The organism is Candidatus Tisiphia endosymbiont of Melanophora roralis (assembly GCF_964026575.1).
Lineage (GTDB): Bacteria > Pseudomonadota > Alphaproteobacteria > Rickettsiales > Rickettsiaceae > Tisiphia.
In genome coordinates this window covers 1,529,455-1,544,333 of record NZ_OZ032161.1, presented here as the reverse complement: position 1 = coordinate 1,544,333, position 14,879 = coordinate 1,529,455, and the positions used below count along the sequence as shown (strand labels likewise).

General features: G+C 30.9%; 18 protein-coding genes. 11 read left to right on the top strand and 7 right to left on the bottom strand.

Annotation, left to right across the window (positions count from 1 at the left end; translation table 11 throughout):
• Positions 1-177: 177 nt before the first annotated feature.
• Positions 178-1,665 (bottom strand): carboxypeptidase M32, encoded by a 1,488-nt coding sequence (locus AAGD53_RS07470; RefSeq protein WP_341762762.1) that lies wholly within the window; start codon positions 1,663-1,665, stop codon positions 178-180.
• Positions 1,666-1,776: 111 nt separating this feature from the next.
• A complete protein-coding gene (locus AAGD53_RS07465) occupies positions 1,777-2,154 on the bottom strand; it encodes a hypothetical protein (RefSeq protein WP_341761712.1) in 378 nt (125 codons plus the stop codon).
• A 490-nt stretch (positions 2,155-2,644) separates the two neighbouring features.
• Between AAGD53_RS07465 and AAGD53_RS07460 the strand changes: the two genes are divergently transcribed.
• The 6 genes from AAGD53_RS07460 to metG all read left to right on the top strand — a co-directional run bounded on the left by AAGD53_RS07460 (position 2,645) and on the right by metG (position 6,433).
• Positions 2,645-2,911, top strand: a complete 267-nt coding sequence (locus AAGD53_RS07460) for a type II toxin-antitoxin system Phd/YefM family antitoxin (protein WP_341761711.1) — start codon at positions 2,645-2,647, stop codon at positions 2,909-2,911.
• Positions 2,892-3,146 (top strand): Txe/YoeB family addiction module toxin, encoded by a 255-nt coding sequence (locus tag AAGD53_RS07455; protein ID WP_341761710.1) that lies wholly within the window; start codon positions 2,892-2,894, stop codon positions 3,144-3,146. Before AAGD53_RS07460 ends, AAGD53_RS07455 begins: the two co-directional genes overlap by 20 nt.
• A gap of 143 nt (positions 3,147-3,289) precedes the next feature.
• Positions 3,290-4,057 carry an SIMPL domain-containing protein gene (locus tag AAGD53_RS07450; RefSeq protein WP_341762761.1) on the top strand — a complete coding sequence of 256 codons (768 nt, stop codon included), beginning with the start codon at positions 3,290-3,292 and terminating at the stop codon, positions 4,055-4,057.
• Between the two features lie 47 nt (positions 4,058-4,104).
• Complete coding sequence (locus AAGD53_RS07445) at positions 4,105-4,329, top strand: AbrB/MazE/SpoVT family DNA-binding domain-containing protein (RefSeq protein ID WP_341762760.1); 225 nt, start codon at positions 4,105-4,107, stop codon at positions 4,327-4,329.
• Positions 4,323-4,724 (top strand): type II toxin-antitoxin system VapC family toxin, encoded by a 402-nt coding sequence (locus AAGD53_RS07440; RefSeq protein ID WP_341763451.1) that lies wholly within the window; start codon positions 4,323-4,325, stop codon positions 4,722-4,724. Before AAGD53_RS07445 ends, AAGD53_RS07440 begins: the two co-directional genes overlap by 7 nt.
• Positions 4,725-4,894: 170 nt before the next feature.
• Positions 4,895-6,433 carry a methionine--tRNA ligase gene (gene metG, locus AAGD53_RS07435; RefSeq protein WP_341762759.1) on the top strand — a complete coding sequence of 513 codons (1,539 nt, stop codon included), beginning with the start codon at positions 4,895-4,897 and terminating at the stop codon, positions 6,431-6,433.
• A gap of 15 nt (positions 6,434-6,448) precedes the next feature.
• On the opposite strand, the gene AAGD53_RS07430 is transcribed toward metG, so the two are convergent.
• The 5 genes from AAGD53_RS07430 to AAGD53_RS07405 form a co-directional block, all read right to left on the bottom strand.
• Entirely contained in the window at positions 6,449-6,769 is a 321-nt protein-coding gene (locus tag AAGD53_RS07430; RefSeq protein ID WP_341762758.1) for a DUF721 domain-containing protein, read from the bottom strand.
• Positions 6,756-7,769 carry a UDP-phosphate alpha-N-acetylglucosaminyltransferase gene (locus AAGD53_RS07425; RefSeq protein ID WP_341762757.1) on the bottom strand — a complete coding sequence of 338 codons (1,014 nt, stop codon included), beginning with the start codon at positions 7,767-7,769 and terminating at the stop codon, positions 6,756-6,758. The genes AAGD53_RS07430 and AAGD53_RS07425 overlap by 14 nt, the downstream gene beginning before the upstream one ends.
• Positions 7,766-8,446 (bottom strand): RadC family protein, encoded by a 681-nt coding sequence (gene radC / locus AAGD53_RS07420; RefSeq protein WP_341762756.1) that lies wholly within the window; start codon positions 8,444-8,446, stop codon positions 7,766-7,768. The genes AAGD53_RS07425 and radC overlap by 4 nt, the downstream gene beginning before the upstream one ends.
• 8 nt (positions 8,447-8,454) lie before the next feature.
• A complete protein-coding gene (gene map / locus AAGD53_RS07415; RefSeq protein WP_341762755.1) occupies positions 8,455-9,249 on the bottom strand; it encodes a type I methionyl aminopeptidase in 795 nt (264 codons plus the stop codon).
• A gap of 428 nt (positions 9,250-9,677) precedes the next feature.
• Positions 9,678-10,238 carry a cytochrome c oxidase assembly protein gene (locus AAGD53_RS07405; protein WP_341748108.1) on the bottom strand — a complete coding sequence of 187 codons (561 nt, stop codon included), beginning with the start codon at positions 10,236-10,238 and terminating at the stop codon, positions 9,678-9,680.
• Between the two features lie 136 nt (positions 10,239-10,374).
• Between AAGD53_RS07405 and rpoH the strand changes: the two genes are divergently transcribed.
• The 5 genes from rpoH (at position 10,375) to rplM (ending at position 14,875) form a co-directional block, all read left to right on the top strand.
• Positions 10,375-11,259, top strand: a complete 885-nt coding sequence (gene rpoH, locus AAGD53_RS07400) for an RNA polymerase sigma factor RpoH (protein WP_341762754.1) — start codon at positions 10,375-10,377, stop codon at positions 11,257-11,259.
• A gap of 67 nt (positions 11,260-11,326) precedes the next feature.
• Positions 11,327-12,079: a tol-pal system protein YbgF gene (gene ybgF, locus AAGD53_RS07395; protein WP_341762753.1), complete on the top strand. Its 753-nt coding sequence runs from the start codon at positions 11,327-11,329 to the stop codon at positions 12,077-12,079.
• Between the two features lie 28 nt (positions 12,080-12,107).
• Complete coding sequence (locus AAGD53_RS07390; protein WP_341762752.1) at positions 12,108-12,761, top strand: DUF2659 family protein; 654 nt, start codon at positions 12,108-12,110, stop codon at positions 12,759-12,761.
• 282 nt (positions 12,762-13,043) lie between these two features.
• Complete coding sequence (locus AAGD53_RS07385) at positions 13,044-14,285, top strand: PQQ-binding-like beta-propeller repeat protein (RefSeq protein WP_341763449.1); 1,242 nt, start codon at positions 13,044-13,046, stop codon at positions 14,283-14,285.
• A 122-nt stretch (positions 14,286-14,407) separates the two neighbouring features.
• Positions 14,408-14,875 (top strand): 50S ribosomal protein L13, encoded by a 468-nt coding sequence (gene rplM, locus AAGD53_RS07380; RefSeq protein WP_341762751.1) that lies wholly within the window; start codon positions 14,408-14,410, stop codon positions 14,873-14,875.
• The last annotated feature ends 4 nt before the right edge of the window (positions 14,876-14,879 follow it).

Below are 14,879 nucleotides of genomic sequence, written 5' to 3'. Positions count from 1 at the left end.
GTTTAAGTCGGTGATGTCATCCTAGACCAGTGAGAGCCTTCGGTGCGAATGACGGATTCGGGGTCTAAAAATGTTGAATAGTCTTCTTGGCTATTTTTTTAGACCCCTGCTTCCGCAGGGGTGGCGATAATACTGAGCCTAATATTAACTTGTTACAGATATTTGAGGTTAAATAAGTTATAAATATTTTTGTTGGAGATATTTTAAAAATATTTCCGATTGAATGCGATCTTCACCCGTAGCGTCTTTAATTAATTCACTGGTATTTTTTAATGAGCCATAGCTTCTAATATTATTATCTAAGAATTGGTTTACACCATTGAATTCTCCTCTTGTTATTTCCTTTTTTATATTGTGATTAACTTCCTGTGCTTTTTTCATGACCATTGAAGCAATAATTGCTCCATTAGTATAGGATGGAAAATAACCAAAACTGCCCATTGGCCAATGTATATCTTGTAAGCATCCGTCTTTATCGTTCTGTGGAGTAATGCCTAAATATTCCTGCATCTTATTATTCCAATAATGTGGTAGATCATCCAAAGATAAATCTCCGCTAATTAGCAATCTTTCTAGTTCAAACCTAACTATTACATGCATTGGATAAGTCACTTCATCTGCTTCTACTCTAATAAAACCAAGTTTGACTCTTGTCATTAATTTGTAAAGATTTTCTGCAGAATATTCTAGTCCTTTAAATCCAAATTCATCCTTAAGTAGCTTTGATAGATATTGACAAAATTCCTCTGACCTACCTACTTGCATTTCCATAAATAAAGATTGACTTTCATGGACAGCCATACCTTTAGCCTTACCTACTGGTTGGTTTTTATATTTGCTGGGCAAGCCCTGTTCATATAAACCATGACCAGTTTCATGCATAATCCCCATAATCCCTGAAATAAAATTATGCTCATTATATCTATTAGTTAACCTAACATCATCAGGAGTACCCCTACAAAATGGATGGGTTGATTCATCTAACCTACCTTTAGTGAGGTTAAAACCCATTATTTCCATAAGCCTTTTAGCAATTAATTTTTGTTGTGCTTCACTAATACTATTAGTGATAGGTAGAACATTTTCTTTACTTTGTTTTTCTACTATTTGACTAATTAATTCTGGTATAGTTTTTTTTAGATTATTAAACACTACTTTAACTTCATCAAGTGTGCGTTCAGGATCATATGTGTCAAGTAAAGCATCGTATACAGAACAGTTTAGTGCATTGGCTTTAGATTTAGCCATTTTTTGTACGCAATCTAATACTGTTTGTAGGTAAGGTTTAAGTGATAGATAATCATTATTTTTTCTAGCATCTCGCCAAATTAACTCACATTTTGCACTAGCAGTAACATACATTTTCCATAAATCATCATCTATACATGTAGATTCTGTAATTCGTCTTTTTGTTTCTCTTAAATTAGCTAACTGCCAAACATCAAGAGTGTTCACGTTTTCAGAGACAGATTCTATTAGTTCAGCTAATTTTTTCGATTGTAACCTAGAGTGGGCTATGGAAGATAGTAGTGCTATTTCGTTTGTTCTACTATCAATTGATCCATGCGGAATATTTACTGCGATATCCCAATAAAGTATGTTAATCACGTTATTAATTTGAAAAATTTGCTCTAACTCTCGCTCTAATAATGTATAATGTTTCATATAATTCCCCCTACTTCAAAAGTTGCTTTAAACCTCAGTTTTGGATTAAAAAATACTGCTTTACAGCCTTATGCTACATTTTTACGTAAATGTTGCTAATATCCTTTAACTCTAATGACACGGTTTTGTTGAGAAGCCCTTATGACCTCTACCTCGTTGGCATCTTTGTTTAGTTGTCTTACTACTTAATGTCCATATATCATTATTTAAAGAAAAAACAAATACAGTTTGTATTGCTGCAATAGAGTCATCCAGCAAACCTGACTGTTCAATAGTAATAATAACAGATGTAGGCGATTCAACACTTGATAGTTTTTGACTAATCAGAGTGTTTGTCAATTCTAAACTCCTATTTAGACCCATTTCATTTATAGCTAACTGTAAAGGGGAAATGTACTCCTTAGTATTATTTTCTTCGCCATTAGCATTAGAAATAAATAGAATTAAAAATAAGATTATTTGTATATAGTGTTTAAGATGCAGTACCATAAGTATTTTTTGATGAGTTATAAATTAATATAATAATAAAGAAAAAACTAATTCTTTATATCTGCTAATTTAGCAAACATTTTTTCCTCTTGAAGTTCTAAACATAGCAATAATAAGGTTTTTTGCTATATTAGATGATGATTTATTATTGACTTTAGAAGTTGTAATTTCATTAAAAATTCTTCATCTAAAGATACCAATAATCGTTTAGTAGGCATACAAAACCTAGAATTTCTGTAAATTTACAATATCATATCTGATACAGAACATCAATATTATTTGATTTGAATTTATGTTATTAAAAAAACGAGCATTATATCAATTAACTTTGTTATACTTATTAAAGTATGTTATATAATAAACATATTCGATGGTTAAACTATAGTAAAATAGGTTAAGACAAAATCTATTGAAAATTTTTCTTTTTAATATTGATCTAACGTAGAGTATGTAATAATATTATGTACATGTACTTAAATATGTCAATATAATGGAAGCAATATCTTATACACAAGCACGTAATAAGCTATCTAGCATTATGGATAAAGTTTGTACAAATCATCACTCTTTAATCATTACTAGACAAAAACAAAAATCTGTAGTGATAATGTCCCTTGATGACTATAATGCTTTAGAAGAAACTTGCTACTTATTAAAGAGTCCTAAAAATTCAGAAAGACTCAACCGTGCAATTAATGACCTTAACGAAAATATTAATTTTAAAAATATCACTATAAATGAAAGTATTATTTCATAATGATGCTTGGGAGGATTATCTTTATTTTCAGAAAAATGATATAAAAATTTTAGAAAAAATTAACCAGTTAATCAAGGATATATCTCGTTCACCTTTCTCGGGTATTGGCAAACCTGAACCTTTAAAATTTAGTTTATTTGGATATTGGTCAAGAAGAATAAATCAGGAGCATAGGTTAGTATATACCACTAAAGATAACACTATTTATATAGTGCAATGTAAATATCACTATTAAGAGAGGATTCAAAATCAGGGGCAAAAGTTAAATTTTGCTAAAAATATGCCTAACTTTGGTTATATTATTAGTACAATTTTTTGAAATAAGATGGAGTGTTTTGGATAATCTCAAAAAACAAAACTATTCTAGGGGTAGGTATTATGTATAAAAGTCTTCTTACTATTGCTATAGCGTTAATATCATTTACTTTACCAGCAATTGCTATGCAGTCTAAAGATTTACCAACAAATCAGGATGGTTCGTATCTTAATATATCTGTTACTGAACAAATGGATGTAAAAGAAGATTTACTTATATCTAGTATGCGAATAGAAAAAGAAGGAGTTGATCTAAAATATATACAGGATGAGATTAACCTAATGATGTCTAAAGCAGTAAAAATGGCTAAAGAAGTTGAAGATATTACTGTATCAACAGAACAATATTATGTTTACCAATATAACCAAGACCAAAATATTGATAATAAAAAAGATAAAGTAAAGAAAAAAATGTGGCGTGGTACTCAGGTATTATCACTGAAAAGCAAATCATCTGAGGCTTTATTGACATTAATTGGAAAATTACAGAATGAAGGGCTATTAATACAAAGTTTAAATTATACTCTTTCTAATGAAAAAAGAGAAGTCATTCGAGATTCTATGATAGAAGCTGCTATTGCAAAACTAAAGCAACGAGCTATACGTGTAGCTAAAGCTCTTGGTAAAGAATACGATGGATTCACTATGATAAATGTTGATCCTGAAGCAAGGAGAATGCCAGTGCCTAGATTGATGATGGGATCACCTGTAAATGCTGATGATAGTGTGGTTAATATGCCAGTTGCAGAACCAAGCACAAGTGAGGTAACTATAACTGTTTCAGCTACTGCTTTGCTTAAATACGGCTCAGTGTTGGGGAATAAGCGATAAAGTACCACTTATATTTTATAGCACAACGAAAGCACGAGGTAATAATTATGAAAATATCTAGTAAAGGGCAAATAACTATACCTATAGATATTAGAAGTAAATTTGGCTTTTTGCCAGATACAGAAATCACTTTTATAGAAAAAGAAGACGGCGTTCTATTAAAAAAATATCAAAATCAAAATGATAGAGGTAATAAATTAATATTGCATATGTCTGGAAAAAGCACAGTAAAAATGTCTACTGATACCATAATGAAATTAACTAGATCATAATCTTAGTTAACAGTAATATATTATTAGATATTATCACCTGTGATGCTAGGTGGTATAATTGGTCTTCTAACCAATTGTTAAAATTATCGCAATTTCATGAATTAGCAATTAATGATTATATATATACAGAAGTTTCAATAGGATTTGAAAGAATTGAAGAACTTGAAGAAGTAATCGGCAATAATTTTAAAGTTCTTCCTATCCCTAAAGAAGCCCTATTTTTAGCAGGAAAAGTTTTTATACAATATAAAAAAGCAAATAGTGGCAAGAAAAACTCCGTATTACCAGATTTCTTTATCGGAGCACATGCGTCTGTATTAAATATTCCTCTTCTTACAAGAGATGTAGCACGTTACAAAACATATTTTTCTAAACTCCATCTTATTCACCCTTAGGTCAAAAGATTTACATTCTTATTCTAATGTATACTTGTGACTGCTTGATTTCGAGATGACACTGGCTTGCTTTCATCGGCAACAAGCGGCTCAAATTAACTATTTTTATAGTATACATATTTAGCAAGAATAACTATAACAAATATAGGTTTATCCATTATAAATTCATTATGAAAAATACATATTATATTACCACCCCTATTTATTATGTTAATGATATACCTCACATAGGGCATGCTTATACAAGCGTTGCGTCTGACGTAATAGCAAGATTTATGCGTTTATCAGGTAAAGAGGTAATGTTTCTGACCGGTACTGATGAACATGGTCAAAAGGTAGAAAAATCTGCTATTGCCAAAAATGTTGAACCACAAATATTTACCGATACAGTATCTGAAACTTTTCGTACATTAATGCACTCAATGAACATTTCTAATGATGATTTTATTAGAACTACAGAAGCTAGGCATAAACAAGCAGTAAGTAGTCTATGGCAAAAATTGCTGGATAGTGGCAATATTTACCTTGATAGCTATAAAGGCTGGTACTCGACGCGTGATGAGGCTTTTTATGATGAATCAGAATTAACAGAAGATGGACTAGCTCCGACTAAAGCTCCTGTTGAATGGCTTGAAGAACTAAGTTACTTTTTTGCCCTATCAAAATGGCAAGATAAATTATTAGATTTTTACAATGCCAACCCTGATTTTATCAGACCAAATACTAGACGTAATGAAGTTATTAGTTTTGTCAAATCCGGATTGCATGATCTATCCATATCACGTTCTAGTTTTAAGTGGGGAATTAAAGTACCAAATGATGAAAAGCACGTAATATATGTATGGCTTGATGCACTAACCAACTATATTTCGGCTTTAGGATATCCAAATGATACAAACCAGTATAACAAATTTTGGCCGGCTGATGTTCATATAGTCGGTAAAGATATATTACGCTTTCATGCCGTATACTGGCCAGCATTTTTGATGGCAGCTGGCTTGCCGCCACCAAAATGTGTTATGGCACATGGGTGGTGGACTAATGAAGGGCAAAAAATCTCTAAATCTATAGGGAATGTAATTGATCCATTGCAATTAATAAAAGAGTTTGGTTTAGATCCAGTTAGGTATTATTTGATGAGAGAGGTAATATTTGGCTCAGATGGTAATTATTCTCGTAGTAGCTTAATCAATAGAGTGAATAGTGAGCTATCTAATAAAATTGGTAATTTATTGCAAAGAACTCTAGCCTTTGTTTATAATAACAATGAGGCAAAAATTCCGTCAATTAGCAAGGAATCTATCGATAGCATTTATGAGTCATTTTTAATGAAGCTATCCCACCAAATTATATCAGAAAATTCACTGTTCACTAAGACTTTTGCTGTTAATTCTGTGTTAGAAAATATTATTACTTTAACCGAAGAAGCCAATATTTATATAGATCGAGAAGCCCCTTGGCAGTTAAAAAAAACTGATCCTATAAGGATGAATGAGGTGTTATATACGCTACTTGAGACACTAAGATATATTGCTGTAATGTTACAGCCATTTATTCCTGATTCGGCTAATAAAATGCTTGATCAGCTTGGTGTACCAAAAAGTCAGAGAATGTTTAAACATTTAACAAAGGAGTTTATTTTAATTCCAGGTAGTAACATTAGCCAGCCAGAGCCTATATTTCCAAGATTTCAGGATAATACTCGATGAAAATAGAAGTCTATTCTAATTATTTCTTGTAGCATATATTGTAGTTCTTAAACTATGTATGGCCTTAAAACCTAGATAAACGGAAATACGCTCAATAATTATCTGTTGATGAAATGATAGTTCTAAGGCGATGCTCGAATTTTCCACTTGTACATGTAAAATATTTATTCTCTGTCCTTTCTCTTTAGGGCTAGATATTTTTAATGGGCTAGTTTTGCTACTAAATTTTGGTCCAACAATCTTGCTCCAATTAATCATAATTTCTGCAAGCAATGGGTGTTGTTTACCAAAGATTCGTCTAATAATTATGTTGATGTCATGGCTAAGCGGTTTCATGGGCAAAATTAATTATTGTAACCATTACTACTAATATAGCAAAGATAATTGATAATAAAGGAAAGTACAGAGAAATGATTGATAATACCATAAGTAATATATTGCATATTATAATTCTACTCACTACTTCCTTATGACTTTTTCCATTTCTGACTGCTTTTTGAAAAAAATGCTTTAAATGAGGTTGCCAAATTTTCTCCTTATTAACTAGTCTAATTAGTATGGTTAATCCTCCATCTGCTAGGTAATATAAGCTAGCAATAGATGAAGCAACAAACAAATGAACACTAGATGCTGAAATAAGTAGCAAACATAAACCTAATAAAAATCCTAAGCTTATACTACCTACGTCCCCTAGAAAGATTTTAGCAGGATGCCAGTTAAATATCAAAAAACCTATGGAACATGCTAATATAATGATGTTAAGCACAATTATAAAATTTATATTTATTATTATATCAGATTTTAGATAACAAAGTATCAATATAGTGATCGATAAATGAATAGATTCAGTACCACTAATACCATCTATTCCATCAAGAAAATTATAAATATTTAAAAAGACAATCAATCCTATTATAGATAGTACAAAATCAATATATAAAGGTAATTCGTGATGAAACAATACTACTGGAGATAAAAATAAAAAAATGGCTATTGTAGAACAAATTATGTGAAAAATTAGTCTTACAAATATCGGAATAGAAATAAGATCATCTAAAAATGAAATTGTAGAAATGATCAGCAGTAAAGGTACAATTTTAATTGAGTTTATCAGAGTTTTTGTTGAAAAATATTCATAGGCGATAAGAGCAATTATTACCACTATAACTATCGCAAGTCCACCTCCTCTTGGTGTGATTCTACTATGTACTCTACGTGGATCTGGTATATCCACCACTCCAAAAGATGGAAGACTAGAAATCAATAACCAAGTAAGAAAGCTTGTTGCTATAAAAGATAATAAAAACAAAAAACTATAATTAATAAAGTTACTCATAACAGCATATTAGATTTAAAACTGAAATATTCATTGGCTGTAATAATTACGTGGTCATGAACCGATATGCTCATATTAGCACAAGTTTCTACTATTTTGTGTGTTAGTTCAATATCAGTATTTGAAGGCTTACTAACACCACTTGGATGATTATGTACCAATATAATTGCACCAGCTTCATTAAATAAAGCTCTTTTAATTATTTCTCTTGGATATATTGTTGCCTGATCTATAGTACCTTGGCTTAAAACTTCATCAGCAATTAGGACATTCTTTTTATTTAAAAATAAGATACGAAATTGTTCTGTCTTCATGCTACCCATCGTTGCTTTTAGATAGTCTATTAGAACGTTCCAAGAACTAATTACATTTTGATTTATTACTTTTTGTTTTAGCATTCTGTTAGTTAGTTCACGCATAATGACAAAATTTACATATAAATTATCATTAGTTCCTTTAATATTAAGCAATTTTTCTTTATCTGTATTTATTAAATTAGCGAGACTACCAAATTGTGTTAATAATTCCTTTGCTAATGGTTTTACATCTTTTCTAGGTATTACACAAAATAATATCATTTCAAGTAATTCATAATCTGCAAGATTTTCTGCAGAAACAATAATACGTTGTCTTAGGCGTTGTCTATGCCCAATATAATGGGGTATATCATCTTTCATATTTAGTTTTACAATAAGTCTGTTTTATAAGGTGGATGTATCAAATGTTTTGGTGATAAAGTAAAAATGTCAAAACCATCTTTGGTTACGCCTAAACTATGCTCAAATTGTGCTGATAATGATTTATCACTTGTTGTAACTGTCCAACCGTCTAATTTACTTAGATGAGTGGAGTGATGTCCAGCATTTACCATTGGTTCAATAGTAAAAAACATACCTTCCTCCAAGACCAAGCCAGTGCCAGCTTTGCCATAATGTAGAATAGTTGGTTCTGTATGAAATATACGCCCTATCCCGTGACCAGTATAATTTCTAACAACTGAATAATTATGTTTTTCAACATAAGTTTGTATAGCATTTCCGATATCTCCTAAATGTACTCCTGGTTTTACTAGTTCAATTCCTATCATCATAGCATCATAAGTAACCTGCACTAAGCGTTTTGCTTTAATTCCTACATCACCAACATAATACATTCTACTAGTATCACCATACCATCCATCGACAATTACAGTAACGTCAATATTTATTATATCGCCATTTTTAAGGAGTTTATCATTTGGAATACCATGGCATACTACATGATTAACAGAAGTACAAATTGATTTTGGAAACCCATTATAGTTCAAAGGTGCAGGGATTGCATTATTAGACACAATAAACTCATGGCAAAGATCATTTAAATAGATCGTACTCACCCCTGGTTTTACGTAATCAGTAATAAAATCTAGGGTTTCTGCAGCAAGTTTGCCTGCAATATGCATTTTCTTAAAGTTTTCTTGGGAATGAATTGTTATGGTCATAAAATAATTAACTTTTTTTATTAAAATCATCTATTAGACTTCTTTCGAAACTCGCTTATGCTGAGGGATTTGAAGGAGACGCGGAACCTCGACCCGCAGCGTACTCTAATGTACGTGAGGATTCGAGTACCGCATCGACGTACAAATCACCAGCAGAAGTAGAGTTTCGAAAGAAGTCTATTAAAAGCATAGATAACCTGATTGATGTTACTCCATCATTGCGAGGAGCTATTAAAGTGGCTTCTCGCAATGACGTTGGGTAAAAATATTCCAGTCTATTAGCGAGACCACGTGAGTGTAGTGGCAATCCACATTTATTAGATTGCTTTGTCACATTCGGCTTTTCGCTAATAGACGTCAATTTACTACGGCTAGATGCTATCGGGTTAGCTATATAAATATATACTAAATTTCTACTTTTTAAATTATTATTTGAATTTCATTGAATCTTTTTCAATGGTTCTTACCTTATAAAAACTATAAGATAAGGTTATTGTATCCACATCATTCATTTCTTTATCTTCCTCAAAATCAGAGTCTATAAAAAATGTCACTGGCATCAACATTTTTTCTCCTGCTTTTAATAACTGTTCTTCAAAACAAAAACAATGTATTTTAACAAAATATTTGCCAGCTTTATTAGGTGTAACATTATAAATGGAAGTTCCTATTATATCATCGTTACTTAAATTTTCAGACTCATAAAAAATTAGTGTATTTTGTCCTAGGGTAACTTTAGACCTCCTTTGCTTAGGAATAAATCGCCAAGGCAATTTACTGTCAACATTGGAATCAAATTCTATAGTTATGGTTCTAGTTCCTTTTTTAGGAGAATATATATTGAGTTCTTGTCTTGTGGTAGTACCACCATATCCAGTGACTTTACAAAATAAATTGTAAATTGGTATTGATGCAAAGCTTAAAAAAACCATGCTAAGTACTAAACTAACTAGGGCTAAGGCAAAATTTCTATTAGATTTTTGTAACACAATGTTGCTCTCTTTTTGTAAAAAGTCAAATTTCAATTTTTTACAAGAAGTCTATTTAAAATATTTTAAACTTATGATATTATGTACCCATTCTAGTATATCCCCTAAGTAAAGGAATCTATTTTAAAGGTATTATATGACTAACAAAATCAGTGTGCCAGTAATTTCTGCAGAATCAGGGTTTTATCAGTATTTGCAAAAGATCAATAAAGTTCCGTCACTTTCACAAGAGGAAGAGTTTCTACTTGCCAAAGCCTATCTTGAGCAGAATGATCTAGAAGCTGCTCATAAGCTAGTAACTAGTCACTTGAAATTGGTAGCAAAAATTGCTGTTAGATATAGAAATTATGGACTACCTCTAAATGAGCTTGTGTCAGAAGGGAATTTAGGTCTTATGCAAGCAGTAAAGAAATATAATCCTGATTTAGGTTTTCGCTTGTCTACTTATGCTTTGTGGTGGATTAAAGCTTCAATCCATGAATATGTCCTAAAGTCTTGGTCTTTGGTTAAAATGGGTACTACGGCAGCACAAAAAAAGTTATTTTTTAGCCTTGGTAAAATTAAGCATAAAATCACTAACCTATATTCAAGAGCTGTTACAGATCAAGATTTTGTTCAAATTGCTCAAGAACTTGGAGTGACTAAGAATGAAGTTAGTGAAATGAATTCTAGGTTATCTGGTCCAGACTTATCATTGAATAATTTGGTAAATAGTGGAAATGATAACAGTGATAGCGAGCTAATTGAATTTTTACCGGAAACCCGTCCAAGTCAAGAGCTAAGATTAATTAGCCAAGAGGATTCTGTTAACAAACATAATTTGCTAACACAAGCGATGAAGATATTAAATGATCGTGAATTACATATTCTCACTGAGCGTAAATTAAAAGATTCTCCAAAAACTCTTGATACTCTTAGTATTGAATATAAAATCTCTAAGGAAAGAATTAGGCAGATTGAGAACACAGCATTTGAGAAAGTGAAAAACTTTATATTGCAACAGATGCCAAAAGCTGTTTAAGTGGATTATTATAATTTTTCTAGTATACTCAGATGGTTTTACAACATATTAAATTAAATATTAATTCATGAAAGCAATTGCTATACATTTATTGATTATTTTGATTTCTACGCAAGTATTTGCTGGAAATCAAATTACTAGAAAGAGTTTGAAATTTGATTCATCTAATGATTGTACAGAAAGATTAGATATTTTGGAAAAAGAGAATCAGCACTTACTTGGCAGAGTCGAAATAATTGAACATACTATTGCCAAATTAGAGAAAATTTTAGGCTCTACAAAACAAGAGGTAATAAATTCTGATGATACCAGTACAACAAAAAATTTATCAGATGATTCTATAGATAGCGATGTATTTGAAATATCGTCTACTAAAAAAGTACAAAAAGAAGTTGTGTCGTATGATACTGCGAAACCCATTTCGGGGATAGCAAAAGATAAGCAACTTTATGACTTAGCACTTGCCTCTTTAAAAGATAATAAATTAACCGATGCAGAAGAAAAATTTGCAAATTTTTTAAAAAATTACTCTAATAGTCCTTTGGTAGGTAATGCGTATTTTTGGTACGGAGAATCTTTTTTTAGGCGTAATATGTTTGATAAAGCGGCTATAAATTATCTAAAAGGTTACAAACAATCACCAAAAGGTTCTAAAGCTTCTGACTCATTGTTAAAATTAGCATTATCTCTTGGAGAATTGAAAAAAATACAAGAGGCATGCTCTATTCTTAATAAACTTGAAACAGAATTTCCGAGTAGACCAGCTACATCAATAAAAAGAGCTAAGGACGCAAGAACCAAATTTGCTTGTAAGCGTTAGGTTCTTATGAACAAAAAGGTAAATAATAATGACTGACATTTTAGAAGAAGTTTTAAATGATAAAAATGAAGAAAAGAAACTTTATTACTTTAAAAAACTTCTTCCTATAACTATAATCCTCGCGCTAATAGTTGTATTATTTATGCTAATAAACAATTGGCTTGGCGGTAAGAAAATAAAGAATAATCAAAAGACAGGTGATATTTTAGTTAAGTCTATGTCGCTTATCAATGACAACAAAGACCTAACCATAAAGTCGTTGGATAATTTAATTGAAACAAGTAATAATAAAGTAGGAGAGCTTGCTGCTATCGAACAAGTTAGCATAAAAATACATCAAGGAGATTTTATAGAAGCTAGAACTTTATTAAAGAAAATTATTGATAACAAGAATTATACCGAATTAACAAGTGCATATGCACGTCTAGTTTGGTTAAGTTTAATGATAGACGAAACAAATTTATCTAATGTAAACACTAATGAAATCGAGGAATATTTAAATTATTTTGATGATGAGAATAAACCATTCTTTGGTACTGCCAATATTATCAAAGCAATTTGGTATATTAACAATAACTCAAAAGATTTAGCAGAAAATACCTTGAAAAAGGTAATATCACTAGAAAGTACAACTCAAGTAGTTAAAGAGCAGGCTAAAGCTTTACTTTCAAACTTACAATAAACTTCAATTAGGGATAAGAATTAGTTAATTCTTATCCCTAATTGGCTTTAATATAAGGAAAAATGCATTCTTAAAGCGGCTAACGCGAATGCATTTTAAACCTTTCTAAAGCTAGAAACATGATTTTAAAAGATTAAAATCATGTTTCTAGCAAAATATTAATTTAACAATCAGATGCAGAGCCGTCTCAAATCTGATTGTTTCTATAATTTCACCGAATTAGGGATAAGAATTGACAAATTCTTATCCCTAATTCGCGTAACAACAAAGGCTTAAATTATGATAAAACAACGATTAATTATTTTCTTACTACCTTTTGTTCTAACTTCTTGCGGTCTTGGAGCTAAAAAGATTAAAAATATTGTAGAATTAACTCCTAGATTATCTGTAGAAAGTAATGAAACAATTCAAATAGATTCTACTGTAAGAACAAATATATTTAGCCCTGAACAGCTTCAAAATAAGGAATATACTGTTGCAAAATATAAAATAATATCAGAGCCAGTTTTTAATAAAGCTGTTGCCTATACCATTGATACTAAAGGTAATATTTCTGCTTTTTCTATGAAAGATAAATCTATTATGTGGTCATATAATATCAGCACTAACAAGAGTGATTATTATGTTGGTGGAGGGATATTATGCCACAATGATAAACTATATGTTACCTATGGTTCAAGATTCTTGGTCGTATTAGATAGTAGGTCAGGTCATGAAATAATCAGAAAAGAGTTGCCTGATATTACTAGAGTAAAACCGGTATTAATTAATAATCATACTATTGTAGTTCAAACAGTAACTAATCAAATATTAGCGATTAATATTGATAATTTAAATTTTGTTTGGCAACATGAAGGTGTAATAGAAACTTTGTCATCAAGTTACCATGTTAGCCCAATAGTACAAAATAATCATGTAATAGTAAATTATAATTCAGGGCAAATTCTTGCTCTAGAAGCAGGTAGCGGTCGAGTTCTATGGACTAACGATTTGTCTAGTCATCAAGAAATAGGCTTGCCAAATTTTGAGGCAGCATCTATATTATGCAAACCTATTGTCAATAACTCTCACATATATATAGCTAATAGTGCTGGTAAGATAGTCAAGCTAGATATTATGACGGGTAATATTCTTTGGCAAACCAAAGCTTATGATGTGCAATCTATGTTGTTAGTGGGTAATAGTTTATTTATAACAAATAATGCTGGACAAATAGCTGCTATAAGTACTGATTTTGGTAAAGTCAAGTTTGTAGCAGATTTAAATGATGGGAAAGATATTAAAAAAGTTAAAGCCTCATCATTCCTAACCCCTATAATTAGTAAGGTAGCTGAGGCAGAAGAGTGGAATTTAAATATTATTTCCACTAAAGGTGAATTATATAGTTTCCAATCAGATGTTAATGGTAATTTAAGCACCACTCCACAGATTACTAAAATTACTAAAAATATTGAATATTATGGAAAAACCTGCTGTGGTAGTGTGTATTTTGCTACTGATAAAAAAATTATGTTTGTCGATTAGTCAAGAACTATGTTAAATATATATGTACATTTATCTTGACAAAATAGTGGTTATAATGCTATTTAGTATAGCTTAGGCGAGGACAATGATAACATTAATTCTAATTAATAAAGATATATAACGTGAAAACTTATTCTGCAAAACCATCACAAATTCAGAAAAAGTGGTGGGTCATAGATGCTAAAGACCTTGTATTAGGTAGACTTGCTAGTGAAGTATCTAAAATCTTACGTGGCAAACATAAGCCTTCCTTCACTCCTCATTTAGATTGTGGAGATTATGTAATAATAATTAATTCCAAGCATATTTGCTTGACAGGTAAAAAATCAGACCTTAAAGATGGTAAGTTTTATTATCGCCATACTGGTTTTCCAGGTGGAATAAAGGATACAACAGCTGGAAAAATTCTGTCTGGTAAATATCCTGAACGTGTCGTTAAGCTTGCTGTAAAAAGAATGATTAAGCGAAGTGTTTTGGGATCAAAGCAGATGGGTAATCTATATGTCTATGCAGAGAATGAACACCCACATAAAGCTCAGCAACCTGAGTTTTATGATTTTGCAAGCAAAAATACAAAGAATAAAAAATAGTGAA

Coding starts and splice junctions, on each gene's coding strand:
- AAGD53_RS07470 (WP_341762762.1), bottom strand. CDS start 1,665: ATGAAACATTATACATTATTAGAGCGAGAGTTAGAGCAAATTTTTCAA.
- AAGD53_RS07450 (WP_341762761.1), top strand. CDS start 3,290: ATGTATAAAAGTCTTCTTACTATTGCTATAGCGTTAATATCATTTACT.
- AAGD53_RS07425 (WP_341762757.1), bottom strand. CDS start 7,769: ATGAGTAACTTTATTAATTATAGTTTTTTGTTTTTATTATCTTTTATA.
- AAGD53_RS07460 (WP_341761711.1), top strand. CDS start 2,645: ATGGAAGCAATATCTTATACACAAGCACGTAATAAGCTATCTAGCATT.
- map (WP_341762755.1), bottom strand. CDS start 9,249: ATGACCATAACAATTCATTCCCAAGAAAACTTTAAGAAAATGCATATT.
- AAGD53_RS07390 (WP_341762752.1), top strand. CDS start 12,108: ATGACTGACATTTTAGAAGAAGTTTTAAATGATAAAAATGAAGAAAAG.
- radC (WP_341762756.1), bottom strand. CDS start 8,446: ATGAAAGATGATATACCCCATTATATTGGGCATAGACAACGCCTAAGA.
- AAGD53_RS07445 (WP_341762760.1), top strand. CDS start 4,105: ATGAAAATATCTAGTAAAGGGCAAATAACTATACCTATAGATATTAGA.
- metG (WP_341762759.1), top strand. CDS start 4,895: ATGAAAAATACATATTATATTACCACCCCTATTTATTATGTTAATGAT.
- rpoH (WP_341762754.1), top strand. CDS start 10,375: ATGACTAACAAAATCAGTGTGCCAGTAATTTCTGCAGAATCAGGGTTT.
- ybgF (WP_341762753.1), top strand. CDS start 11,327: ATGAAAGCAATTGCTATACATTTATTGATTATTTTGATTTCTACGCAA.
- AAGD53_RS07430 (WP_341762758.1), bottom strand. CDS start 6,769: ATGAAACCGCTTAGCCATGACATCAACATAATTATTAGACGAATCTTT.
- AAGD53_RS07465 (WP_341761712.1), bottom strand. CDS start 2,154: ATGGTACTGCATCTTAAACACTATATACAAATAATCTTATTTTTAATT.
- AAGD53_RS07455 (WP_341761710.1), top strand. CDS start 2,892: ATGAAAGTATTATTTCATAATGATGCTTGGGAGGATTATCTTTATTTT.